The following is a 21,694-nucleotide window of genomic DNA, read 5'->3' on the forward strand; positions in this document are numbered from 1 at the left end:
TCAGCTCTCCAGGGCGAGCCGGGCGCCCAGCAGCAGCAGGACACCGCCGGAGACCTGTTCGAGGCGCCGGCGCACACCGGTCCGGGACAGCACGGTCTTCATCCGGCCGACGAACCACACATACAGGCCGTAGTAGCCGATCTCGTAGACCGCCCAGAGCGCGGCGAGTCCGACCATGGTGGGCAGCTGCGGTGCGCCCTCGGGCACGAACTGCGGGAGGAAGGACATCGCGAAGATCGCCGCCTTGGGGTTGGCGAGGTTGAGCAGCAGTCCGCCCCGGTAGGAGGCAAGGCCGCTCTTCCCGGTGCTCTCCCAACCGCTGCCGTCCACGGCCTCCCCCTTTGACCTGCGCGCCTGCCGCAGCGTCTGGACGCCGAAGCCGATGAGCACGACCGCGCCGACGATCCGCATGACGTCGTACGCCATCTCGGAGGCCGCGAGCAGAGCGGTGAGGCCGAATGCGGCGACGACCCCCCAGATGAAGACGCCCGTCTCGTTGCCGAGCACCGTCAGAAAGCCGGAGCGCCGACTCTGCAGCGACTGCTTGATGATCAGCACGGTGCTCGGTCCGGGCGAGGCGGCGATCAGGGTGCAGGCGCCTAGGAAGGCGAGAAGGGTGCTCAGCATGGCGCCCATCGTGGCGCGTGGCGTCGTAGGGGGCCAGCTCTTTATCCGTTCACCCCTCTAATGCCTGAGGGTTGATGAAGCATTAGATCTAATGGTTTGATCCGTGTGTCCCATTAATGGCGGACGGCAAGTGGACACCAAAAGCGGACACCAAGAGGAGGCCGACGACGATGCTCGTACTGGCGCACATCAGCGATCTGCATCTGGACGGGACCGAGCGGGCGACACGGCGGGCCGAGCAGGTGCGGGACCGGCTGTGGGGGTTGTCCGGGCGCGTGGACGCGTTGCTGGTGACCGGGGACATCGCGGACCACGGCACGGAGGCCGAGTACGAGGAGGCCGCGCGGATCCTCGGGCTGCGGGACACCGGCACCCCGTTCCCCGTACTCACCTGCCCGGGCAACCACGACAGCCGCGCCCCCTACCGGAAGGCACTGCTCGGCGAGCCCGCGGCCGAGGGGCCGGTCAACAGCGTGCACGTCTTCGACGACGCCGCCGTCCTGATGTGCGATTCCAGCATTCCGGGCCGCGACGAGGGCGAGTTCGACGAGGAGACGTACGCCTGGATGGAGTCGACGCTCGACGAACTCGACGGCTCCCTTCCCGCGCTGCTCGCCTTCCACCACCCACCGGTGGCGCTGCACCATCCGCTTCCGGACGCCTATCAGCTGCGTGAACCGCACGCCCTGGCGGGGCTGTTGGAGCGCAGGCCCGAGGTCGTCGGGCTCATCACGGGGCATGCGCACACACCCGCGGCCACCACGTTCGCCGGGCGACCGCTCGTCGTCGGCCCGGGCGTGACCTGGACGCTGCGGCTGCCCTGGGAGGGCGAGGCGGTCGCGGACCGGGAAGCGCCTCCCGGGCTCGCGTTCCATGTCCTGGACGACGAGGGGCGGTTGACGAGCCACTTCAGGGTGGTCTGACATCCCCCCCCACCCCGATGAGGTGACGCTACGTCAGAATTCCTGGCACGGCGGACAGTTGCTGTCGGTTGCCGTTGGCGTGGCGGATGCTCAGCGTGACGGAGGTCCCGGGGTGTGCGCCTGCCACCGCCCGTGCGAGCTCGGCGGCCGTGGTCACCCGGGTCCCGCCGAGGGCGAGCACGACGTCGCCCCGGACGAGACCGGCGGTGTAGCCGGGGCCCGGGACGTGGACGCCGACCAGAAGTGCACCCTTGCCGCTCGGGGCGTCGACGACCTCGACGCCGAGCGTGACGTCTGTGACCGACGCCATTGGGCTCGAACTCCCGCTGACGGGAGCCGACTTGGTGGCGGAGGAAGGCCCCGGCGCATGTCCCGGCGGTACGGACCGGCCCGCCTGCTGTTGCAGATCGGCGAGCTTGCTCATCCCGATCACCGCGGCCCCCACCGTGCCGAGCCCGACACCCGACAGGACCAGGACCACGCCGACGAACAGGCCGAACAACAGGGTCGTGAGCCGCCTGCCGCGTCGCCGCGCGGCGTGCGGACGCCGGGGCGTGGCACCCGGTTTACGGCCGTCGCCCGGTTCCCGGCCCGGCATGGGCTTGGGACGCAACGCAGTCTGTTCCATGGTTCGCCTCCGGATCGCCCCCGGCAGATGCTCTACCCGGCGCTCCGGTGCGCGACGATTCACGAACGAGTGAGACTGACACGCGCGTTCGAGGCGGTCCAGCGCGTGCGAGTGGTGCGCTGCCGCCGGGGCTCGCGCCCGCGCCCGATCCTCCGGGCGCGGGCGTGAGCCGGTGCGCGAGACCTCAGCCCGGGTGACCACCGCCATGGGTGTCGTGGCCGCCGTGGCCGCCGTGCCCCGCCCCGTGGTCGAACTTCAGGGCCTCCTTGGGCATGACGACGAAGGGCCGCATCATGCCCATGTCCTCGTGCTCCAGCAGATGGCAGTGGTACATGAACCGGCCGTACGCACCGTCGAACTTGCCCATGACGCGCAGCACCTGGCCGCCGGGCACCCGGAACACGTCCTTGTAGCCGCGTTCGTTGGGAGCCAGCGGCAGCTCCGTCTTCGGGTCGAAGGCGATCGGCCTGGTCGTGCCGCCGATCGCCGGGTCGAAGCCCGACACGTCGTAGGCGTCGCGGCCCAGCAGCTGGAAGTCGGCCAGGTGGATGTGCATCGGGTGCACGATCGGCGCCAGGTTGAGGAAGCTCCACTGCTCGTAGCTGCCCTCGGCGATGGTGAAGCCGAGCCCGTCGTTGAACGTGCGTGACGTACGCCGGTACGTCTTGGTGGTGCCGTCCTGGCCGGTCAGTCGGACGACGCCGTCGGTCGGGACCTGGACGTCGCCCGGGTCCTCGATCTCGGTCATCTCCCAGATCTCCGGGTGCCCGCCGGCGCCCTTGGTGGCGGGCGGCGTGAGCACGATGAGCCGGTGGCCGTGCTCGATGTCGTGCGTGAGCCGGCGGAAGGAACCCGACAGCACCTCGGGCAGTTCGAAGGTGTCCGGTTCGCCGCTCTCCTTGACCCGCAGCTCCAGCACGTCGGGGTAGCGCACGTCGCCCGCCGGGTCGGGCACGCCCGCCGGCTGGTTGCGCCCCTTGTTCACCAGCCGCAGCCGCCTGCCCGCGAGTCCGCGCAGGTCCACGAGCAGGTCGAACCGCTCGGCCGGGGCGACGGGCAGCGCGGGCAGCGCGTCGTCGAAGTCGACCGGCACCGGGCGCGGCAGCAGTCCGCCGTCGCTGCCGATCTGGTGCAGGACGCCCGGCACCGGGGTGCCGTCCTCGTCGATGAGGACGAGGTTGAAGATGCGGGCGTTGGACGCATTGACGAGCCGCAGGCGGTACCAGCCGTCGTCGACGTCGGCGTACGGCCAGATGCGGCCGTTGACCGTGGTGTACGGGCCGGTGAACGGGATGGAGACCGGCTTGCCCGTCTCCGGGTTCTTCTCCTGGACGATCACCGTCTTGTGCAGCAGCCGTCCGTTGAGCCGGCCGTCCTCGTCGGTGTCCAGGTTCCGGTCGGCGAGCAGCAGCGGTATCTCCCGTTCCCCGCAGGGGAGATGGAGGGCATCCTCCTCGTCGTCACGGACGAGGTAGGTGCCGTACAGGCCCGTGTGCACGTTCCACCGGGTGATGTTCATGGCGTGGTCGTGGTACCACCACTGGACCGCCTGGTGGTCGTTCGGGTACTCGGAGAGCTGGGCGTCGCCGTACCCGACGGCGTTGTCCGCCCAGCCGTCGTTGCCGCCGCCCGTCTGGGCGCCGTGCAGATGCGTCACGGACCAGGCGGGCAGGGCCGCGACGTCCTTGTTCGGTTCGACGCCCTGGCGGCCGGGTTCCGTGCTGGCGGGCGGCTCGCCCGGGGCGCGGACGGGCACCTCGACGGAGGTGACCGGGTACTCGCTGTCCTTGGGAATGCGGTTGGTCCAGGCGATGCGTACCCGCTGTCCGCGGCGCACCTCGATGGTCGGGCCCGGCACATGGCCGCCGTATCCCCACATCAGGGTCGGCGGCAGTTGCGGGTGCAGCCGCACCCAGGTGGGGCGCAGCGCGATCTCGGTCTCCTGGAGCACGTCCGCGGAGTGTGGCCTGAGGACCGGCGGGACCGTCAACGGCGCCGCGTACGGCGTGAGTTCCCCCGGAGTGCGTAAGTCGCCGCGCTCCCCCGTGCCGCGGTCGCCGGTCCTTTCGATGATGTCGGTCAAGGTCGAACACCCCCGTGTTCTGTTGTTGGTTCCTCTCACCCCGGTAGACCGCAGACGACACACCAAAGTTCCCTGAACGCCTCATTCCGGACGAGAAGGTTCGGAAACCGGATACGGAAGCGGGAAGTCCTGTTGTCGGTGGCGGCTGTTACGTTCTGCGGCATGACCGACCGTGCCCTTCAGCTGCTCCGCCAGGACACCCACCTGGCGGAACTGGCCGCCTTCCCCTTCGACTTCGACCTGGACCGCGCGGACCACGTGGAGCCGGTCCGGCTCGCGTCGGGCGGCCCGCTCCGGCCGATAGCGGGCGACGACACGGGCGGTACGTACTTCGTGTGCGGGGACGGTTCCGTGCTGTACGCGGACTCCGAGCGCTCGGCCGGGATCATCGGGAACAGCGTCGACGAGGCGCTGGAGATGCTGATCGGGCTGCCGGGCTGGCGCGACCACCTCGACCTCTCACCGCAGGACGGCGAGGAGCGGATCCTCGCGCGGATCGCCGAGACGGAGGAGGAGATCCGCGAGAACTACGGAATCGACGCCGAGCGCACCGAACTCCGCGCCGCGCTGGGCCTCCCCGAACGCTCCCCCGTGGAGCTGATCGGAATGCTGTACGCCGCGCTGCTGCGCACCGAGCCCGACTTCCTCCTCCTCAACGCGGAGGAGGGCTGCGCGTACAAGCTCCTGGACCGCCACCCCCGGCCCCCGCTCCCCGAGACGGTCCTCGCGCAGGGGCGTGCCGATCTCGCCCTCCTGCGCGACGGCACGGCCTGGGACGAGGTGGCCCGGGACCGGGCGCGGCGCGCGCTCGCCCTGCGCGCGGCCCAGTACGACCGCCGGGACACCGACCACACCCTCCTGCGTCATCTGCTGAGACACGAGGCCGAGGCGTCGATGACCGACGAACTGCGGCTCGCCGCCGTCCTGGTGGGACTGCACGGCCTGCCCGAGGACCTGCCCCTGCTGTACGAGGTCCGCGAGACGACGTACGACACATGGTGCGGCCTCGGCGGCATGCCCGAGCCCGGAGCCGGCGGAGAGGAACTGCGGGAGTGGGCGCAGGGCCTCGACGACTCGCTCTTCGGCACCGACCACTCCGACGAGCCGTCGTCCACCTGGACGGGCCTGGCGCGCGAGCAGGGCCTCGACGAGCTGGCCAGGGCCACCCTGATCCGGGCCCTCGACGACATCGACTTCCGCGCCTACCTCGCCGCACGGGACGGCAGGACACCCGACAGCGGGGACGCCCTCGAACTCGCCGAGCTGGCCCACGAGTTCGAGGATCTGGGCGACATCTTCCAGGCGCTGCGCGCCCACCGTCTGTTCGTTCCGCTCAGGACGAGGGCCGACGAACGTGTCGCGGCGCTTCTCAAACTCTCCCGCATGGAGCGCGAGGCCGGTGAACTTCCCGCGGCCTTCCGTGCGTTGCACGCCCTGTTCGACGCCCTCACCCGGCCCGGCGACGACTCCGTCGCGCACTGGCGTGGCACGAACCTCGGCGCCTTCGTCGTCGAGGAGCACTACGCGGTGGCGAGCGCCGCGTCCGACGACCCGGCGCTCGCCGCTCAGGCCCGCGAGGTGATGGCCACCGCGGCCACTCTCCTCGCGGAGCTCTCCGAGGCGGCCCGCCGCGCCGTCAGAGCGCCAGTGACTCCGCCTTCCAGCTGAGGGGCACCACGGGCACCTGGTCGGGCACGAAGCCGTGGGCGCGCCGGGCCAGGTCCGCCGCGCCGTAACGGCGGCAGTCCTGGTGCCACTTCAGGATCCCGGACATCCAGTTCTGCAGCTCTGTGACATAGCCGTCCATGATGCCGCGCGCCTCGTCCGAGAGCTTGAAGTCCTCGTACAGGATGGGCAGTTCATGGGCGGCGACATGCTGGAACTGCTGCATGCGCTGGGTCATGAGGTCGTGGATGACGCCGAGCGCGGCGGGATAGTCGCAGCCGAAGAAGTTCTGCACGACGAGGATGCCGTTGTGCACCTCGCCCTCGTACTCGATCTCCTTCTGGTACGAGAACACGTCGTTCAGCAGGCAGGCGTAGTCGGCGGCCGCGTTCTCCAGCGAACGGACGGGGCCGCTGCGGTAGACCTCCGGCGGCACCTTGGGGCCGTGTCCCATGCGGCACAGGCTCATGGTGAGGTCGGAGCCGAAGGTGGCGCGGCGCATCTCCATGTAGTCGACGGGGTCCGGGATGCGGTTCTGGATCTGGTTGAGGAGCTCCCACACCCAGCTCTCCGTCATCACCTCCACAGTGGCACGGAACGTGCGCCTCTGCTCCGGGGTCATCTCCGCCGTCGTACGGGCCCACAGGTCGATCAGTCCGCACTCCATGCCGTTGGCCGGGAGCAGGGTGTCCTCGCCGTCGAGGGGCATGCAGGCCGACAGCCGCTCGGTGCACAGTTTGGCCGCCGCGAGATCGCGGCGCTGTCCGAAGACCATCGGGTAGTAGTCGTCGCCGTACGTACCCCAGGACAGCCACTGCGAGCTGAGGTCGAGTTCCTCGGGCGTGGCGTCCGGGTCGAGGCCCGCCGAGCAGAGCGGAAGGTCGTACGCGAGCAGCTTGTCCTCGTCCCAGACGCCCTCCTGGAGCATCCCCATGCTGTGCATCCAGGGAGTGAGCCGTTGCCGGGCACCGTCGAGATGAGGGCTGAGCGACACCTCGAACGGCATGTGGAAATCAGGTAGTCGGGAGGGACCGACCTTCTGGAAGGGCACGTGGGTGTAGGAGCGCAGCCGCTCGGCCCCGGCGTCGGCGAGCAGTCCCCGCATGTCCGCGGCGGACGTGCCGAAACCGGCGACACCGAAGGGCCGCGACGCCGACAAGGCGCCCTCGTTCATGTACCGGCTGGAGCGCATGTGCCACTCGTGGCCGCCCGACTGCCAGTCCTGCAGGCCCTGCGCGTACGCGGCGACCGCCGCGACGTCGACCGGTGTCAGCCCTTTCTCCACGGCCAGCGCGGGCACCTCGGTGAACGCCGTGTGCTCGAACTGGTGCAGCCGCGAGGTGAGGATGTCGTTGACGGTCTCGGCGGCCTCCTGGGTGGTGCACCCGAAGAACGTCTCCAGGACGAGGACCCCGTTGCTCAGTTCGCCCTCGTCCTCGACCTCGCGCTGGTAGGAGAACAGGTCGTTGCGCAGGTGCACGGCGTCGGAGAAGGTCTCCATCAGCACACGCAGCGGCCTGGACTCGGCGACGGCGACGGGCACTTCGGCGGTCGCGTACTCGACGAGCCCCGCCGACCAGGGGGCGCCGCCCACCTTGCGGCGCATCTCGATGTATTCGACGGGGTTGGCGATCCGCCCCTCGTTGATGTTGGACAGCTCCCACAGCGACTCGTTGAGGAGGTGCTCGGTGGAGACCGCGAACCGTCTGCGCCACTCCTGCGACATCGACGGCACGGTGCGCGCCCACAGGTCGGCGAGCCCCGCCTCGACCGGATTCTGCGGCTCCGGTACGGGAGTCGACAGGTCGAGCGGCATGAACAGCGGCAGGCGATCCAGGTAGGCCTTGCCGCCCTTGCGGTCCTGGCTGCGTTTGAAGGTCTCCAGGAAATGGTCGTCGAAGAAGAACACCCACACATACCAGTCGGTGATCAGGGAGAGCGCCGGCCCGTCGCAGTCGGGGTGCGTGTACGCGCACAGCAGCCCGTAATCATGCGCGTCGAGGTCGGACTGCTCCCAGATTCCTGAGCCCTCCAGCATGCCCATCTCGCGGGCCCAGGCGCTCGAATGGGCGCGGGCCTCGTCGAGGTTCGGGTTCAACCGGGCGGGATACGGCATGTAGAAGTGCGGGAGTTGAAACGGCTGCGTCATGGCCGGGCCCTACCCGGGGCCCTCCGGGGCCATCCGCCGACCGGGACATGATCACACCATCGCGTGAATCACGGATGAACCCGCACGTTTCCCACGGCGTCTGTGGAGACGGTGCAGACGTCGGACCACGGCTGGTGCGGCAGGACGTCCGATCCAAGTGGCGGTGCGCAGGATTCCGTCGTGCCCTCGCGCACCCTTGCCGCACTCCACCGGCCGGGTCACCGTGGTCGTATGACGTCCTTCGTGCTCCCTCATGACACACACGGCTCCGGCACCCACAAGGTGATCGCCGTGCACGGCTGGTTCGCCGACCGGTCCGCCTACACGGCGGTGCTGCCGGATCTGGACCGCGACAGCTTCACGTACGCGCTCGTCGATCTGCGCGGCTACGGCGAGGCCAAGGACGCCGTCGGCGCGTACACGACCGCGGAGGCGGCCGCCGATCTGGTCGAGCTGGCCGACCGGCTGGGCTGGGAGCGGTTCTCGGTTGTCGGCCACTCGATGGGCGGGGCCGTCGCGCAGCGCCTGCTCGCCCTCGCCCCGGAGCGGCTGCGCCGGATCGCCGGGGTCTCGCCGGTGCCCGCGTCCGGACTGTCGATGCCCGACGATCAGTGGCAGCTCTTCGCGGACGCGGCGCACCGGCCGGAGAACCGGCGCGCCATCATCGACCTCACCACCGGCGGCCTGCGCCCGGCCGCCTGGCTCGACCGGATGGTGGAGCGCTCGCTCGCGCTCAGCGACGCCAAGGCGTTCCGTGCCTGGCTGGACTCCTGGGCCGGGGAGGACTTCCACGCCGAGGCCGAGGGCGCGAGGGTGCCCGCGCTCGCCGTGACGGGGGCGCTGGACCCGGCCCTGTCGGCCGACCTGATGCGGGAGACCTGGATGCGCTGGTATCCGCGCGCCGAACTGCGCGAGCTGCCCGCCGCCGGGCACTACGCCATGGACGAGACCCCGCTCGAACTGATCCGCACCGTGGAGGACTTCCTGCGCGCGGACGGCGCGGCGGACGGTGCGGCGGACGGTGCGGCGGACGGTGCGGCGGACGGTGCGGCGGACGGTGCGGCGGACGGTGCGGCAGCGGTCGGGACGGCCGAGGGCGGGGTCGCATGAGCGTGCGGGAGATCGCGCCCGTCCCGGATGTCTTCGATCCGCGGCGGTACGCCGACGGGGTGCCCCATGCCGCCTACCGCACCCTGCGCGACCACCATCCCGTGGCCTGGCAGGAGGAACCCGAGGTGCTGGGCTGGCCCGCGGGTCCCGGGTTCTGGGCGGTGACCCGGCACGCGGACGTCGTCCGGGTGCTGAAGGACCCGGCGACGTACTCCTCGTATGCCGGGGCGACCCAGATCCGCGATCCGGACCCGGGCGACCTGCCGTTCATCCGTCGCATGATGCTCAATCAGGATCCGCCGCATCACGGCCGGTTGAGGCGTGCGGTCAGCCGCGCCTTCACCCCGCGCCGCATCGAGCGGTTCGAGTCGGTCGTGCGGGAGCGGGCCCGCACCCTGCTGGCGAAGGCCGTGGCCGAGGCCCGCGCGGGCGACGGCACCTGCGACCTGGTCGCCGCGGTCACCGACGACTACGCCCTGCTCAACCTCTCGGACCTGCTCGGAGTACCGGCGCGCGACCGGGAGCTGCTGCTGCACTGGACGCAGCGCGTCATCGGCTACCAGGATCCCGACGAGGCGGGCCGGCCGGTCCTGGACACGGACGGCAGGCCGGTCAATCCGCGCTCCCCGGCCATGCTGCGGGACATGTTCGCGTACGCCCAGCAGCTGGCCGTCTACAAGCGGATGCGCCCCGGCGACGACGTGCTGACCACGCTCGCGGGCGACCCCGAACTCGCCCCGGCCGAGCTGGAGATGTTCTTCTTCCTGCTCACGGTCGCGGGCAATGACACCGTACGCAGCGCGGCACCCGGCGGCCTGCTGGCTCTCGCCGAACACCCGGACGAGTACCAACGGTTGCGCGACGGCAAGGTGCAACTCGACACCGCCGTCGATGAGTTGCTGCGATGCCACCCGCCGGTCCTCACCTTCCGCCGGACCGCGGCCGCGGACACCGAGCTGGCCGGGCAGCCGATCCGCGCGGGCGACAAGGTGGTCGTCTTCCACGCCTCGGCCAACCACGACGAGCGTGTCTTCGCCGGCCCGCACCGGCTCGACCTCTCCCGGGCGCCGAACCCGCACGTCTCCTTCGGGGACGGCCCGCATATCTGCCTGGGCGCGCACTTCGCCCGCCTGCAGCTGCGGGTGCTCTACGAGGAGGCGCTCGGCGCGCTGCCGTCGCTGCGCACCGCCGGGCCTCCCCGCCGGCTGGTCTCCAACTTCATCAACGGACTCAAGTCGCTGCCGCTCCAGGTGACTTGACCTGGATCAGCGCATGGGTGCCGCTCACCCGCCAGCGCTGGTCCTCCGCGGCGACGAGCGCCGCCTCTGTGTGCGCGTCGAGGCCGACGATGACGTCGGACTTGAGGGTGCGCAGGGCGGCGACCGGGCCCGGGAAGTACGCCGTGGTCGACGCGAAGGGCGTGGTGGGCGGGCGAAGGCGGTCGCCGACGAGGCGGCGGTAGTTCAGGTCGCCCTTCATGACGGTGACGTCGGCCTCGGCGAACTCGCGGCGCAGGTCGTCCGGGATGTCGGCGTACGGCAGCGGGGCGCAGGAGAAGGGGTGGGCCCGCACCGTGAGGCGGCCCTCGGTCATCGCGGACCAGAGTCGGTGGCCGGCCTCCGCGGCAGCGCCCTGCGCGGCGGTCAGGCGGCGAAGGGCGTCGACGACGTCGGCGGTCGTGGCGTCGGAGACGTAGTAGGGGTACGGCTTCACGTGCAGCACGGCGCGCTCGGCGTGGCGGTGGCGCAGGAGGTGGTCGATGAGGAGCAGGTCGGGGATGAGTTCACGTCCGGCGTTGTCCGCGACCAGACAGACGGTGCCGCCCATGAACAGCGGCCACAGCAACGCGCTGTCGTCCGCGACGAGTTGCTCGGTGACCGCGCCGGCGCCGGGGCCCGCGAGGCTGAAGCCGAGGTCGGCGCGGTTGCCCCACAGCGCGCCGTGCAGCAGCGCCTTCCCCTGTTCCTCGACGGGCCGGTCCGCCAGCGCGTCGAGGGCGGCGAGTTCCTCGTCCGCCTCGGGGGTGTCCAGTTCCGCGAGCTTGAAGGGGCGGAACGGGTCGATGCCGTTCCACGGGCCGGGGGCGAAGTACCCGACGGCTTCGAGGAGTTGGCGGTAGAAGTAGCTCTCGGACCAGAGGAAGGGAACGTCGAACCAGGAGCGGCCGAAGCGACCTTGCCCCCAGGTGTCCCACTGCGCCCGGTCCGCCGCCGCCCGGCCGAGCGGTTCGATGACGCCCTCGGCACCGTTCTTCAGCAGGGCGTCGAGGGCGCGGTGCTGCTCGGGGCCGTACGGGAAGGCGCCCTGGACCTTCCGGATGAGCGCCGGATGCCGCTCGGCCAGCACGCTCCAGGGGAACGAACCCGGCTCGTTGCTGAGGATCACGGGGGCGTCGGCGGGTTCGGGCGAGAGGGCGGGTTGGGGCATGCGGCTCACCGTACCCGGCACGGCCGAAGGGGCCGACCGGCACACGCGTGCCGACCGGCCCCTCCCCCCGTAAAGGCCCGCTGAGCTGCTCAGAAGGTGAGCTTCCAGCTGTTCAGCGTGCCCGTGTCCTGCGCGGCCACGTCCTGGACGCGGAGCTTCCAGGTGCCGTTCGCCACCTCGCTGGAGGCGTCGACCGTGTAGGTGGTGTTCACGTTGTCCGCGGAGTCCGAGGTGCTGGAGGCCTTCAGACGGTAGGTCGAGCCGTCCGGGGCGACCAGGTCGATCACCAGGTCACCGCGGTAGGTGTGGGTGATGTCGACGGCGGCCTTGAGGGTCGAGGGCGCGTTGCCGCTGATGCCGCTGACGGTGATCGGCGACGTGATGGCCGAGCCCGCGTCCGGGATGGACGCGGCCGAGGTGCTGCTGAAGGTGGTGCCGGTCGTGGTGCCACCGGAGGTGCTCACCGCCTGCACCGTCTTGGTGGCGTCTGCCAGACCGGCGCCACAGCCACCCGAGCAACTGCCGGGCAGGGGACGGGCGTTGGTCTTGATGGCCGACTCGACCTGGGCCGGTGTCAGCGCGGAGTTCGCCGACTTCATCAGCGCGACCAGGCCCGCGATGTGCGGGGTGGCCATGCTGGTGCCCTGGTAGTACTCGTACGACTCCGTGGACGGCGTCTTCGTACCGGAGTTGAGCGTGGAGAGGATGCCGTTGGCGGTGCCGGTGTTCATCTCGCCGCCGGGGGCGGAGATGTCCACGAGGGAACCGTAGTTGGAGTACGAGGCCTTGGCGCCGGTACGGCCGGTGGCGCCGACCGAGATGACGTTGTTGCAGTTGCCCGGCGAGTGGTTGGAGACGTTGTCGTTGTCGTTGCCGGCCGCGACGACAACCGTGGTGCCGCGGTTCACGGCGGCCGTGATGGCGCTCTGCGTCGCGGAGGAGCAGGCGCCGTCACCGCCCAGGCTCATGTTGATGACCTTGGCGACGTTGGTGTTGGCGGGGACGCCGGAGACCGAACCGCCGGACGCCCAGGTGATGGCGTCGATGATGTCGGAGTCGTAGCCGCCGCACTTGCCGAGGACGCGCAGCGGGGAGATCTTCGCGTTGTACGCGATGCCCGCGACACCCTTGTTGTTGTTGGTGACGGCGGCGATGGTGCCCGCGACGTGCGTGCCGTGCCAGGAGGAGTCGCTGGCGGGGATGTTGGCGCCGCACTCGTTCGCCGCGTAGTAGTCGCCCGGGTCGGCCGGGTTGCTGTCGCGTCCGTCGCCGTCGACCGAGACCGCGGTGTCGGAGATGAAGTCGTAGCCGCCGACGATGTTCGCGGCGACGTCGGAGTGCGTGACGTATCCCGTGTCGATGACGGCGACGGTCACGCCGCTGCCGGTCGAAGTGGCCCAGGCACCCGGCACACGCATGCCGGCGGTGGCCTCGAAGAGGTCCCACTGCTTGCTGTACTCGGTGTCGTTCGGGTCAGCCTGCGGCTTGTTGAGGCGGTCCGGTACGACATAGGCGACCTGCGGGTCGGCCCGGTACTCGGAGATGACGTCGGCGACGTCCGCGGTGCTGAGCCTGTCACCGAGGTCGACGAGCGCGGCGCCCGTACCGAGGCGGCGCGTGAAGTCGAGGTCCTCGCCCGCTTCCTTGCCCTTGGCCGCGGCGTCGGCGTCGGCGGCCTTGTTGGACTTGGCCTCGGCGGCACCGGCCTTGTAGCCGACGATCAGGCGCTCGGCGGGGGCCGGCGCGGCGGCCGGCTGCGCGGTGGAGGCGTCGGTACCGTCGGCGGGGGTCTGGGCGACGGCGACCGTGGTGGCCATTCCGGCCATCAGGGTGACCGACAGCGCGGCGACGGATATCAGCTTCCGTCCGGCGGAGCGGGAGGGGGACGTACGCAAGGGGCTTGGCCTTTCCCTGGCCTGCTCCGTCCGGGCAGGGCGGGCGCGGAGCAGCGGTCTGATCGCTTCGTCGTCGAAGCGGCGGGGGGTGAAGACGAGAGGTCAGGACGAGAGGTCAAAACAGAGGTCGGACGACGGGTCGAGACAGAGAGCTGCGCGGCGGCCGGCCATGCGCGAGCGACCTTTCCAGGGGTTACCTGTGGGTCAGCTGTGCTCGAACGATAGGCAAAGGCCAGGTAAGAGGGATACAGGGGAAACCCTCGATCTGGCCGAGAAGAGACCCTATCCGGGGCCCAGTTGACCGCCTTCGACCCCTTTTGCCCCCTTGGAAAAGGTCTGACGGGCCAGGGCTCGCGTCTGAACGCACGGCACAGGATTCCCGTACTCCTCGATGCCACCCCCCACCCCACCGCCCGAGGAGTCCCCCGGATGACCGCACATCGCAGGGCCGGCGCGACCGCCGCCGCCATGGCGGCCCCGCTCCTGCTGACGACGTGGGCCGCGGTGCCGGCCCAGGCGCACGGCGCGCCGACGGATCCGGTCAGCCGGGTGTTCGCCTGTTCCCCGGAGGGCGGCGACCGGGCGAAGACCGCGGCCTGCGGGGCCGCGATCGCCGCGAACGGCACCCCGTTCACGGCCTGGGACAACCTCCGGGTCGCCGATGTGGGCGGCCGGGACCGCCAGGTGATCCCCGACGGCAAGCTGTGCAGCGGGGGTCTGCCCGCGTACAAGGGCCTCGACCTCGCCCGCGCCGACTATCCCGCCACGCGGCTGACGCCCGGCGCGGCGTTCACGCTCGCGTACAGCTCGACGATCCCGCACACGGGCACCTTCAAGCTGTATCTGACGAAGCCCGGCTACGACCCGACGCGGCCCCTTACATGGTCCGACCTGCCGTCGAAGCCGTTTGCGACCGCCACCGATCCGGCTCTGGTGAACGGCGCCTACCGGATCAGGGCGAAGCTCCCGTCCGACCGGACCGGCCGCCAGATGCTCTACACGATCTGGCAGAACACCAGCACATCGGACACGTACTACTCCTGCTCGGACGTGGTCTTCCCGGGCGCCGCGACGAGCGGGGCCGGGGCCGCGAAGACAGGCAATCAGAAGGCAGGGTCCGGGACGGGCGGTGCCGGCTCCCCCGCGCCCGCCACGACCTCGGCCGCCCCTGAGCCGAGCGCTGCCACCGCATCCTCCGCCGCCGGGTCCGGCGCCACCGCGCCCGCGTCCGGCGCCGCACCGGCGTCGTCCGACGATCCGCTCCCGGCCGCCGCCAGCAGCCCGGACAACAGCCCTCGGGTGTCCCTGCTCGCGGGGGCCGCGGCGGCGGCGCTGATCGTCACCACGGGCGTGGCGGTCGCGCTGGGCCGACGGCGAGTCCGTCGGCCCAGGTGAAATCCGCGATCGTAGCGGTCAGTTGAACCTCGCGGCCGTAGCGGTCATGTGAACTCCACGGCCGCAGCGGTCAGTTGACGAAGACCGCCGGGCTGCCCGACTGGCCGGTGTCGGCGACCGGGGCGTACTTCGCGGTGAAGTAGCCGTTGCTGAAGCACAGCGACGAGCCCGAGGTCTTGGTGAAGTGCTGGGCGGCGAAGGCGATGCTGTTGTCGGCGTTGCTCGCCGTGCCGGAGAGGCTGGGCGCCTGATAGACGCAGCTGATGCTGCCCAGCAGAGTGCGCAGCTTGACCGTGGTCTGGATGACGGAGCCGGCCGCCGGGGTCACGGTGACGGTGCCGTCGGAGGCCACGGTCGTCGTGTACGGCACATTGTCGACCGTGATGCTGGTGACGCCGAGCACGCCGACGACGTTGGCGGTGCAGTCCCCGAAGGTGTGCGCGGTCAGGGACTCGGTGGCGGCGCCCGGCGCCGCCGGGTTGTCGGTGACGGTGGCGGTGAAGGCCGACGAGGCACAGGAGACGCCGCTCGTGCCGGTGGCGCTGGAGTAGAGCGTGGCCGCGGTGCCGCTCGCCAGCGAGGCGTTGAGCACGTCGCCGGTGGCGACGGGGGTTCCGCCGGCGCTGCCGGTGGTGAGCACCGGGATGTCGTCGGCGGATGCGGGGACGGCCGCGGACAGCGAGAGCGCGACGGCTGCGCCGGCGAGGGCAAGGAGGGATCGAGTACGCATGGGGGTGCCTCTTCTCCGATGGGGAGTGCGGGTGGCCGCCGTCGGCCCGCGACGTCTTCTCCGTACGCCACGGGCCGACAGCGACAGCCGGGCGACCGGGCACGGCCCCAGGGGGGAAGGCGACCGTGCCGGTGCCGCGGTGGGGGGTGGTTGTGGAGCGCTGCGCGCATGCCTCAGGACGGCATGGGGCCCGGGAAGGAAACTGCCGCACCGCGAAGAGCGGGCTGCGACAACGGATCCGGCGCCACGGATCCGGGGAAACAAGGGAGAGTTGTAGACCCGTAAAACACTCAACGTCAAGGCAGGTAAGGGAAGTTGGAGGTCAGGGCCGTGCGGGACCGAGGCCTCCTTCACGGGTGACACACAATCAACATCCCTTTCCCACAAGTCTCTTGACCCTTGGATGTAACCCCGGGTAACTTCCACGTCGGTTACTGCGGCGTAACGAGAAAGCCCTTGCACCCGCCGGGAGGTTCGGGGCGACGTGCGCCGCAGCCGCTGTCCGCGCCAGGACAACGTGCCTTACGCCTCACCTGCATTGACTATGCCCAGGGAGCACACATGGCCTCGTCCTCGGACGCCTCGGCGTCCACCCCCGAACAGCCGGAAAGCGGTTCCGGCCTCGCACAGCCTGACCACGGTCCCGGTGTCGCACTGCCGGAGACGGAGATCGGCTCCGAGAGACGTGGGCGGGTCCGCCTGCGCCGCGCCGCGGTGATGGCGGTGCCTGCCACCGCGATCGCCGCGGGGTTGATGATCCTGACCGCCCAGGGAGCCCTGGGTGTGCAGTTCGCGATCTCCGGCATGCCGTTCACGGTCACCGCGACGGAGCTCAACGGCACGGGCTTCGAGCAGTTCGGCGGCCTCGACAACATGGCCGAGGGCAGCCCGAACGCCGGTGACACCGGCGGGCAGGTCCTGATCGTCACCTCCGCGATCAAGAACGCGACGCTCACCAAGCTGTGCCAGAGCGTCGACCTCGGCGGCACGAACCTGGTGATCACCGCGGGCAGCGGCTCGGACAAGGTGCAGGCGACCAACCTGACCACCGACTCGACAGAGCTGTCGGGTGACGCGTCGTTCAACAACATCGAGATCGGCAACGACGCGAGCACACTCGACAAGGCCGGCGTTCAGGGCCCCAAGGGCGTCTTCAGCCAGCAGTCCGACACCGTCCGCATCGCCAACCTGCGGCAGACCAACTACGCCACCACAGCGGCGGTGTTCAAGCTTCCGGGCCTCAAGCTCCGCTTCAGCGACCAGGGTTGCTGATGGCTTCCGCCCCGAGTCCGCGGTCCGTGAGGTCCGGCTTCCGGCGGTGGCGCGCGAACCGCCCCTTCTGGGGCGGGCTGCTGCTCACCCTGGGCGGGGCGGAGGTCCTGCTCACCGAGAAGGCGTCGCTGAAGGTCATCCTGCACAGCGGTGCGCTGGCGCTGACCGGCTACCTCCTCCCCGTCGTGATGCTGCTCTGCGGCCTGCTGATCCTCTTCAATCCCACCCAACGGCTCTTCTACTCCCTGGTCGGCGTCCTCGTCACACTGGGCACCTGGATCACCTCCAACCTCGGCGGCTTCTTCATCGGCCTCCTCCTCGGAGTCACCGGCTGCTGCCTGGCCTTCGGCTGGCTGCCGAACCAGCAGCCGCGGTACGGCATGCTGCGCCGCCGCCGCGACCGCCGGGCGGCGGCGTAACGTGGCGTGCTGCAGGGACGTGACGAAGGACGTCCACGTCCGAGTGCCAGGGAGGCGCCCCAGATGGGAAACCCGAGCCCCTTAACGAGCCCGAGCCCCATAGAGATAGACCCGACCGGCCGTGACATCCATGGCGAGGCCGCCCGGATCCGCGCGAGGGGACCGGTCACCCGCGTCACGCTGCCCGGCGGCGTGGAAGCCTGGGCGGTCAGCGACCCCGACCTGCTCAAACGGCTCCTCACCGACCCCAGGGTGTCCAAGGACCCGCGGCAGCACTGGCCGGCCTTCATCAACGGGGAGATCACCCCCGACTGGCCGCTGTTCACCTGGGTCGCCGTGCAGAACATGTTCACCGCGTACGGCGGCGACCACAGGCGGCTGCGCATCCTGGTCTCCAAGGCGTTCACCGCCCGCCGCACCGCCGCCCTCCAGCCGCGCATCGAGCAGATCACCAAGGATCTCCTCGACCGCGTCGGGGAGGCCGGGCGGCACGGGGCCACGGTCGACCTGCGGGAGGAGTACTGCTACCCGCTGCCGATCCAGGTGATCAGCGAGCTGTTCGGCCTGCCCGAGGAACGGGGCGTGGAGATGCGGCAGTTGGTGGACCGCCTCTTCAACACCTCGGCCGATCCGGGTGAGATGACCGCGGCCTTCGAGATGTTGCACGGCATCCTGACCGAACTCGTCGCCGTCAAGCGGGAGTCGCCGGGGGACGACCTGACCTCAAGTCTCCTCACGGCCCGCGACGACGAGGGCCGGACCCATCTGACCGAGCAGGAACTGATCGACACACTGGTGCTGATGGTCAGCGCCGGGCACGAGACCACGGTCAACCTCATCGACAACGCCGTCCACGCCCTCCTCACCCACCCCGAGCAGCTCGCGCACGTACGGGCGGGCCGCGCGTCGTGGGACGACGTGGTCGAGGAGTCGCTGCGTCAGGACGCACCCGTCGCCAGCCTGCCGCTGCGCTACGCCGTCGAGGACCTCGACCTCGGCGCCCTCGGCGGACCGGAGGGGCTGTCGATCACCAAGGGAGACGCCCTCCTGGCCGCCTACGCCGCCGCCGGGCGCGCCGCGGAACGGTACGGGCCTGACGCCGACCGCTTCGACGTCACCCGCGCCGACAAGGAGCACCTCGCCTTCGGCTACGGCGTGCACCGCTGCCTCGGCGCCCCGCTGGGCCGCCTGGAGGCAGGCATCGCCCTGCCGGCCCTCTTCGACCGCTTTCCCGATCTTCAGCTAGCGGTGCCGTCCGACGAGTTGGTCGCCGTGGACTCCTTCATCTCCAACGGCCACCGGTCCCTTCCCGTGCGCCTCTCCTGATCCACCACCGCGCCTGAGCGCCCGGCACGATCGTGCCGGGCGCTCAGGCGTGCCTGGAGCCGATTGAACGGCACCGGTGAACGGCACCGCTTGATACACCGCGCCGCTCACCGCCCCTCTCAACGAGCCTTCCACGGCGCCTGGTTGTGATCCGCCGTGCCCCCGCTGTGGGCAAGCTGTGAGTTCCCTGATTCTCATCCGTCGCTCAGTGAAGCCTCACCGTCGCCCCAGACGCGGCCCCGATCGTCACTGTCATGAGCGCGCCGGACCAGTACCCCTCAGGTGCCGACCGCCCGTAAGACCGCCGAGGTCCCGCCCACCCGGGCGCGAGCCGACGCGAACGCCTCTTCCCGCTCGGAATACCTGGAGTACGCGTCATGACGACCCTCGCGCCACCGCCCCGCACCGAGGGGGACCGGCATTCGCACCGGGCCGCCCCGCCCGCCGACGGAGGCCTCGCCTCCCGTGCCCGGCGGCTGTTCACCGGCGCTCCCGAGGACCCTCGCTGGGCCCGCCCCGCCCTGTGGGCGATCCTCGTCCTGGCCACGGCCCTGTACGCCTGGAACCTCTCCTCGATCACCGGCAACACCTTCTACAACGCGGCCGTCTACTCCGGCACCAAGAGCTGGAAGGCGTTCTTCTTCGGCGCCCTGGACTCCGGCAGCTTCATCACCGTCGACAAACCGCCGTTCGCGCTCTGGGTGATGGGCCTGTCGGCTCGCGTATTCGGTTACGGAGCCTGGCAGTTGACGCTGCCGATGGTCGCCGTGGGCGTCGGCTCCGTGGCTCTGCTGCACCGCCTGGTGAAGCGTGACTTCGGCCCGGTGGCGGCGACGATCGCCGCGCTCACCCTCACTCTGACCCCCATCACGGTCGCCATCACGCGCGACACCAACCCCGACCCGGTCCTCGTCCTCCTGATGCTGCTGGGCGCGACGGGCCTTCTGAAGGCCGTCCGGAACGGCCGTCTGATGCCGCTGCTCTGGTCGGCGATCGCGATCGGCTTCGCGTTCAACACCAAGATGATGCAGGCGTACGTCGTCCTGCCCGCGTTCTTCCTCGTCTACCTCTGGGCCGCGAACGCCCCGCTGGGCAGGCGGATCCGCAACCTCGCCCTCGCCACCGTCGCACTGGTCGTCTCCAGCGCCTGGTGGATGGTGATCGTCGACCTGATCCCCGCCTCCTCCCGCCCCTACATCGGCGGCTCGACCGACAACACGGTCTGGGACCTCGTCATCGGCTACAACGGCTTCGGCCGCATCTTCGGCGCCGAGTCGTCGGTGGGTTCGGCGGGCAACGGGGCGAGTTTCGGCGGCAGTTCGGGCATCTACCGGATGTTCAACGAGATCATGGGCGGCCAGATCTCCTGGCTCATCCCGTTCGCCGCCGTCGCCCTCGTCGGCGGACTGATCCTGCGCGGCCGGGCGCCTCGCACCGACGCCAGGCGCGCCGCGCTGCTGCTGTGGGGCGGCTGGTTCGTCCTGCACTACCTGACCTTCGCCCTCGCCGAAGGCACCTTCCACCCGTACTACGTCACCGCCATGGCCCCCGGCATCGCGGCCCTGGCCGGTGCGGGCGGCGTGGCCCTGTACAAGGCGTTCCGTGAGGGTTCGGCGGCCAAGTGGGGCTGGGTGCTGCCGACGGCAATCGCGGGCAGCGCGCTCTGGGCGGTCGTCCTGCTCCAGCGGGTCTCCGGCTCCGGAACCCTGTACACCGTCGCCGAGATCGTGGTCGGCGTCGCCGGCGCGGCCTCGGTGCTCGGACTCCTCATCGGCCGCTTCACCAAGCGGCAGCGACTGCTCGGCGTCGCCGCGCTGGCCGCAGTCGTCGCCCTCCTGGCCGGTCCCGCCGCGTACTCGGCCTCGGCGGCCACCGGAACGAGCAGCAACGGCACGAACCCGACGGCTGGTCCGAACACCGGGGGCGGCATGGGCGGCGGCGGCATGGGCGGCGGTACGGGCTCGGCACCCGGCGGCGCCAAGTCCGGTACGAAACCAAGCGGTTCGGCTCCGACGGGGAACCCGCCGTCGGACAGTAAGCAATCCAGCGGTACGGAGTCCGGCGGCGCCGAAAACTCCGGCAGCCGAACCGGCATGGGCGGTGACGGCGGCATGGGCGGCGGTGGCACCACAGTGACCTCCGACATGATCACGTACCTCAAGAAGCACCAGGACGGCGCCACCTGGCTGGTGGCGGTGGCTACCGACCAGACCGCGTCCTCGATCATCCTGGAGTCCGGTCAGCCGGTGATCTCCATGGGCGGCTGGTCCGGCAGCGACAACGCCATGACGCTCGCCAAGCTCAAGACCCTGGTCAAGTCCGGCAAGCTGCACTACATCATGGTCAGCACCGACGGCGGCCAGGGCACGAACTCCGACATCACCACCTGGGTCGAGAAGCACGGCACGGCCGTCAAGTCCTCGGCATACACGTCGAGTTCGACGACGTCGACCGCATCCTCCACGTCGGCCACGTCGGCCACGTCATCCACGTCGAGCAGCAGCGGTCTGTACCGCCTGGACGCCTCCGACGTCGACTGAGCCGCGCGTCAGCGCGCCATGAACCGACCCAGCTCCCGCACCCTGGCCCGCAGCGCCGCCGCCCATGCGTCCGCGTCGGGGGCCGGAGGTGCGGGCACCTGGACGTCCTTGCGCTCACGGCTCGTGGTGGGGTCGCTCGTCGGCCAGTCCAACTCGATGTCCGCCCGCTCCGCGAGGACCAGCACCGTGGCGACGAAACCCTCGGACAGGGCGGCCATGACGCCGTGGGTCGTGGCGCGATGCCATGTCAGGAGGGCGTTGGCGAAGGTCCGGAAGGTGGCGGCCTCGACGGCGGACTCGTCGTTCTCCATCGGGCCGACGCCGGACGGCAGCCCCAACTCGGCCTCGTAGACGGCTACTTGGTGCAGGAACAGCCGCGAGGCACCGTTGGACGGGTTCCAGAGAGTCCGGTCGCCGAGGTCGTAGTACTGGCTCATGGCTGAATGGTCCCACCGGTCACGGTGGGACCATTGCTCCTGAGGGGACCACCGGACCCGACAGAACC

Annotated in this window: 17 protein-coding genes; 9 read left to right on the plus strand and 8 right to left on the minus strand. The window is 70.5% G+C overall.

The genetic code is table 11. The features are described from left to right. Positions 1 to 627 carry a LysE family translocator gene (locus AB5J56_RS11590; protein ID WP_369232610.1) on the minus strand — a complete coding sequence of 209 codons (627 nt, stop codon included), beginning with the start codon at positions 625 to 627 and terminating at the stop codon, positions 1 to 3. Positions 628 to 797: 170 nt separating this feature from the next. Here AB5J56_RS11590 and AB5J56_RS11595 point away from each other — a divergent pair, with 170 nt between their 5' ends. Further along, positions 798 to 1,550, plus strand: a complete 753-nt coding sequence (locus AB5J56_RS11595) for a phosphodiesterase (protein ID WP_369232611.1) — start codon at positions 798 to 800, stop codon at positions 1,548 to 1,550. A gap of 28 nt (positions 1,551 to 1,578) precedes the next feature. On the opposite strand, the gene AB5J56_RS11600 is transcribed toward AB5J56_RS11595, so the two are convergent. Together AB5J56_RS11600 and phsA are read right to left on the minus strand one after the other, a co-directional pair. After that, positions 1,579 to 2,178 (minus strand): PDZ domain-containing protein, encoded by a 600-nt coding sequence (locus AB5J56_RS11600; protein ID WP_369232612.1) that lies wholly within the window; start codon positions 2,176 to 2,178, stop codon positions 1,579 to 1,581. Between the two features lie 184 nt (positions 2,179 to 2,362). Beyond that, positions 2,363 to 4,252, minus strand: a complete 1,890-nt coding sequence (gene phsA / locus AB5J56_RS11605) for an O-aminophenol oxidase PhsA (RefSeq protein ID WP_369242501.1) — start codon at positions 4,250 to 4,252, stop codon at positions 2,363 to 2,365. A gap of 171 nt (positions 4,253 to 4,423) precedes the next feature. Between phsA and AB5J56_RS11610 the strand changes: the two genes are divergently transcribed. Next, positions 4,424 to 5,929, plus strand: coding sequence for a hypothetical protein (locus AB5J56_RS11610; RefSeq protein WP_369232613.1), 1,506 nt, complete (start codon positions 4,424 to 4,426; stop codon positions 5,927 to 5,929). Here the strand turns inward: AB5J56_RS11610 and cyc2 are convergent. Beyond that, the gene (gene cyc2, locus AB5J56_RS11615; protein WP_369232614.1) at positions 5,898 to 8,075 is read right to left on the minus strand and encodes a germacradienol/geosmin synthase Cyc2; all 2,178 of its coding nucleotides are present in this window, start codon (positions 8,073 to 8,075) and stop codon (positions 5,898 to 5,900) included. The genes AB5J56_RS11610 and cyc2 overlap by 32 nt on opposite strands. Positions 8,076 to 8,306: 231 nt before the next feature. Between cyc2 and AB5J56_RS11620 the strand changes: the two genes are divergently transcribed. Both AB5J56_RS11620 and AB5J56_RS11625 read left to right on the plus strand, forming a co-directional pair. Further along, a complete protein-coding gene (locus AB5J56_RS11620; RefSeq protein WP_369232615.1) occupies positions 8,307 to 9,185 on the plus strand; it encodes an alpha/beta fold hydrolase in 879 nt (292 codons plus the stop codon). Further along, positions 9,182 to 10,444 carry a cytochrome P450 gene (locus tag AB5J56_RS11625; protein ID WP_369232616.1) on the plus strand — a complete coding sequence of 421 codons (1,263 nt, stop codon included), beginning with the start codon at positions 9,182 to 9,184 and terminating at the stop codon, positions 10,442 to 10,444. The genes AB5J56_RS11620 and AB5J56_RS11625 overlap by 4 nt, the downstream gene beginning before the upstream one ends. Here the strand turns inward: AB5J56_RS11625 and AB5J56_RS11630 are convergent. Next, complete coding sequence (locus AB5J56_RS11630) at positions 10,416 to 11,612, minus strand: damage-control phosphatase ARMT1 family protein (RefSeq protein WP_369232617.1); 1,197 nt, start codon at positions 11,610 to 11,612, stop codon at positions 10,416 to 10,418. The two genes, AB5J56_RS11625 and AB5J56_RS11630, sit on opposite strands and share 29 nt — an antisense overlap. Positions 11,613 to 11,701: 89 nt before the next feature. Next, positions 11,702 to 13,507, minus strand: a complete 1,806-nt coding sequence (locus AB5J56_RS11635; protein ID WP_369232618.1) for a S8 family serine peptidase — start codon at positions 13,505 to 13,507, stop codon at positions 11,702 to 11,704. A 429-nt stretch (positions 13,508 to 13,936) separates the two neighbouring features. Here AB5J56_RS11635 and AB5J56_RS11640 point away from each other — a divergent pair, with 429 nt between their 5' ends. Next, entirely contained in the window at positions 13,937 to 14,902 is a 966-nt protein-coding gene (locus tag AB5J56_RS11640; RefSeq protein WP_369232619.1) for a lytic polysaccharide monooxygenase, read from the plus strand. A gap of 70 nt (positions 14,903 to 14,972) precedes the next feature. Here AB5J56_RS11640 and AB5J56_RS11645 read toward each other — a convergent pair whose 3' ends face one another. After that, on the minus strand, positions 14,973 to 15,632 hold the full coding sequence (locus tag AB5J56_RS11645; protein WP_369232620.1) for a Tat pathway signal sequence domain protein: 660 nt from the start codon (positions 15,630 to 15,632) through the stop codon (positions 14,973 to 14,975). A 561-nt stretch (positions 15,633 to 16,193) separates the two neighbouring features. On the opposite strand from AB5J56_RS11645, the gene AB5J56_RS11650 reads away from it, so the two are divergent. The 4 genes from AB5J56_RS11650 (at position 16,194) to AB5J56_RS11665 (ending at position 21,189) form a co-directional block, all read left to right on the plus strand. Continuing rightward, complete coding sequence (locus AB5J56_RS11650) at positions 16,194 to 16,904, plus strand: DUF6230 family protein (RefSeq protein WP_369232621.1); 711 nt, start codon at positions 16,194 to 16,196, stop codon at positions 16,902 to 16,904. Further along, positions 16,904 to 17,323 carry a DUF6114 domain-containing protein gene (locus AB5J56_RS11655; RefSeq protein ID WP_369232622.1) on the plus strand — a complete coding sequence of 140 codons (420 nt, stop codon included), beginning with the start codon at positions 16,904 to 16,906 and terminating at the stop codon, positions 17,321 to 17,323. Before AB5J56_RS11650 ends, AB5J56_RS11655 begins: the two co-directional genes overlap by 1 nt. 63 nt (positions 17,324 to 17,386) lie before the next feature. Then, positions 17,387 to 18,649 (plus strand): cytochrome P450, encoded by a 1,263-nt coding sequence (locus tag AB5J56_RS11660; protein ID WP_369232623.1) that lies wholly within the window; start codon positions 17,387 to 17,389, stop codon positions 18,647 to 18,649. Positions 18,650 to 19,026: 377 nt separating this feature from the next. After that, positions 19,027 to 21,189, plus strand: coding sequence for an ArnT family glycosyltransferase (locus AB5J56_RS11665; RefSeq protein WP_369232624.1), 2,163 nt, complete (start codon positions 19,027 to 19,029; stop codon positions 21,187 to 21,189). A gap of 8 nt (positions 21,190 to 21,197) precedes the next feature. Here the strand turns inward: AB5J56_RS11665 and AB5J56_RS11670 are convergent, their stop codons facing one another. After that, a complete protein-coding gene (locus AB5J56_RS11670) occupies positions 21,198 to 21,626 on the minus strand; it encodes a DUF6086 family protein (protein ID WP_369232625.1) in 429 nt (142 codons plus the stop codon). Positions 21,627 to 21,694: the final 68 nt, after the last annotated feature.

It is taken from the genome of Streptomyces sp. R21, assembly GCF_041051975.1.
Classification (GTDB): domain Bacteria; phylum Actinomycetota; class Actinomycetes; order Streptomycetales; family Streptomycetaceae; genus Streptomyces.

Bases quoted from the DNA above. Each gene is read 5' to 3' on its own strand.
- AB5J56_RS11590 (WP_369232610.1), bottom strand. From the start codon at position 627: ATGCTGAGCACCCTTCTCGCCTTCCTAGGCGCCTGCACCCTGATCGCC.
- AB5J56_RS11595 (WP_369232611.1), top strand. From the start codon at position 798: ATGCTCGTACTGGCGCACATCAGCGATCTGCATCTGGACGGGACCGAG.
- AB5J56_RS11600 (WP_369232612.1), bottom strand. From the start codon at position 2,178: ATGGAACAGACTGCGTTGCGTCCCAAGCCCATGCCGGGCCGGGAACCG.
- AB5J56_RS11610 (WP_369232613.1), top strand. From the start codon at position 4,424: ATGACCGACCGTGCCCTTCAGCTGCTCCGCCAGGACACCCACCTGGCG.
- cyc2 (WP_369232614.1), bottom strand. From the start codon at position 8,075: ATGACGCAGCCGTTTCAACTCCCGCACTTCTACATGCCGTATCCCGCC.
- AB5J56_RS11620 (WP_369232615.1), top strand. From the start codon at position 8,307: ATGACGTCCTTCGTGCTCCCTCATGACACACACGGCTCCGGCACCCAC.
- AB5J56_RS11625 (WP_369232616.1), top strand. From the start codon at position 9,182: ATGAGCGTGCGGGAGATCGCGCCCGTCCCGGATGTCTTCGATCCGCGG.
- AB5J56_RS11630 (WP_369232617.1), bottom strand. From the start codon at position 11,612: ATGCCCCAACCCGCCCTCTCGCCCGAACCCGCCGACGCCCCCGTGATC.
- AB5J56_RS11640 (WP_369232619.1), top strand. From the start codon at position 13,937: ATGACCGCACATCGCAGGGCCGGCGCGACCGCCGCCGCCATGGCGGCC.
- AB5J56_RS11645 (WP_369232620.1), bottom strand. From the start codon at position 15,632: ATGCGTACTCGATCCCTCCTTGCCCTCGCCGGCGCAGCCGTCGCGCTC.
- AB5J56_RS11650 (WP_369232621.1), top strand. From the start codon at position 16,194: ATGGCCTCGTCCTCGGACGCCTCGGCGTCCACCCCCGAACAGCCGGAA.
- AB5J56_RS11655 (WP_369232622.1), top strand. From the start codon at position 16,904: ATGGCTTCCGCCCCGAGTCCGCGGTCCGTGAGGTCCGGCTTCCGGCGG.
- AB5J56_RS11660 (WP_369232623.1), top strand. From the start codon at position 17,387: ATGGGAAACCCGAGCCCCTTAACGAGCCCGAGCCCCATAGAGATAGAC.
- AB5J56_RS11665 (WP_369232624.1), top strand. From the start codon at position 19,027: ATGACGACCCTCGCGCCACCGCCCCGCACCGAGGGGGACCGGCATTCG.
- AB5J56_RS11670 (WP_369232625.1), bottom strand. From the start codon at position 21,626: ATGAGCCAGTACTACGACCTCGGCGACCGGACTCTCTGGAACCCGTCC.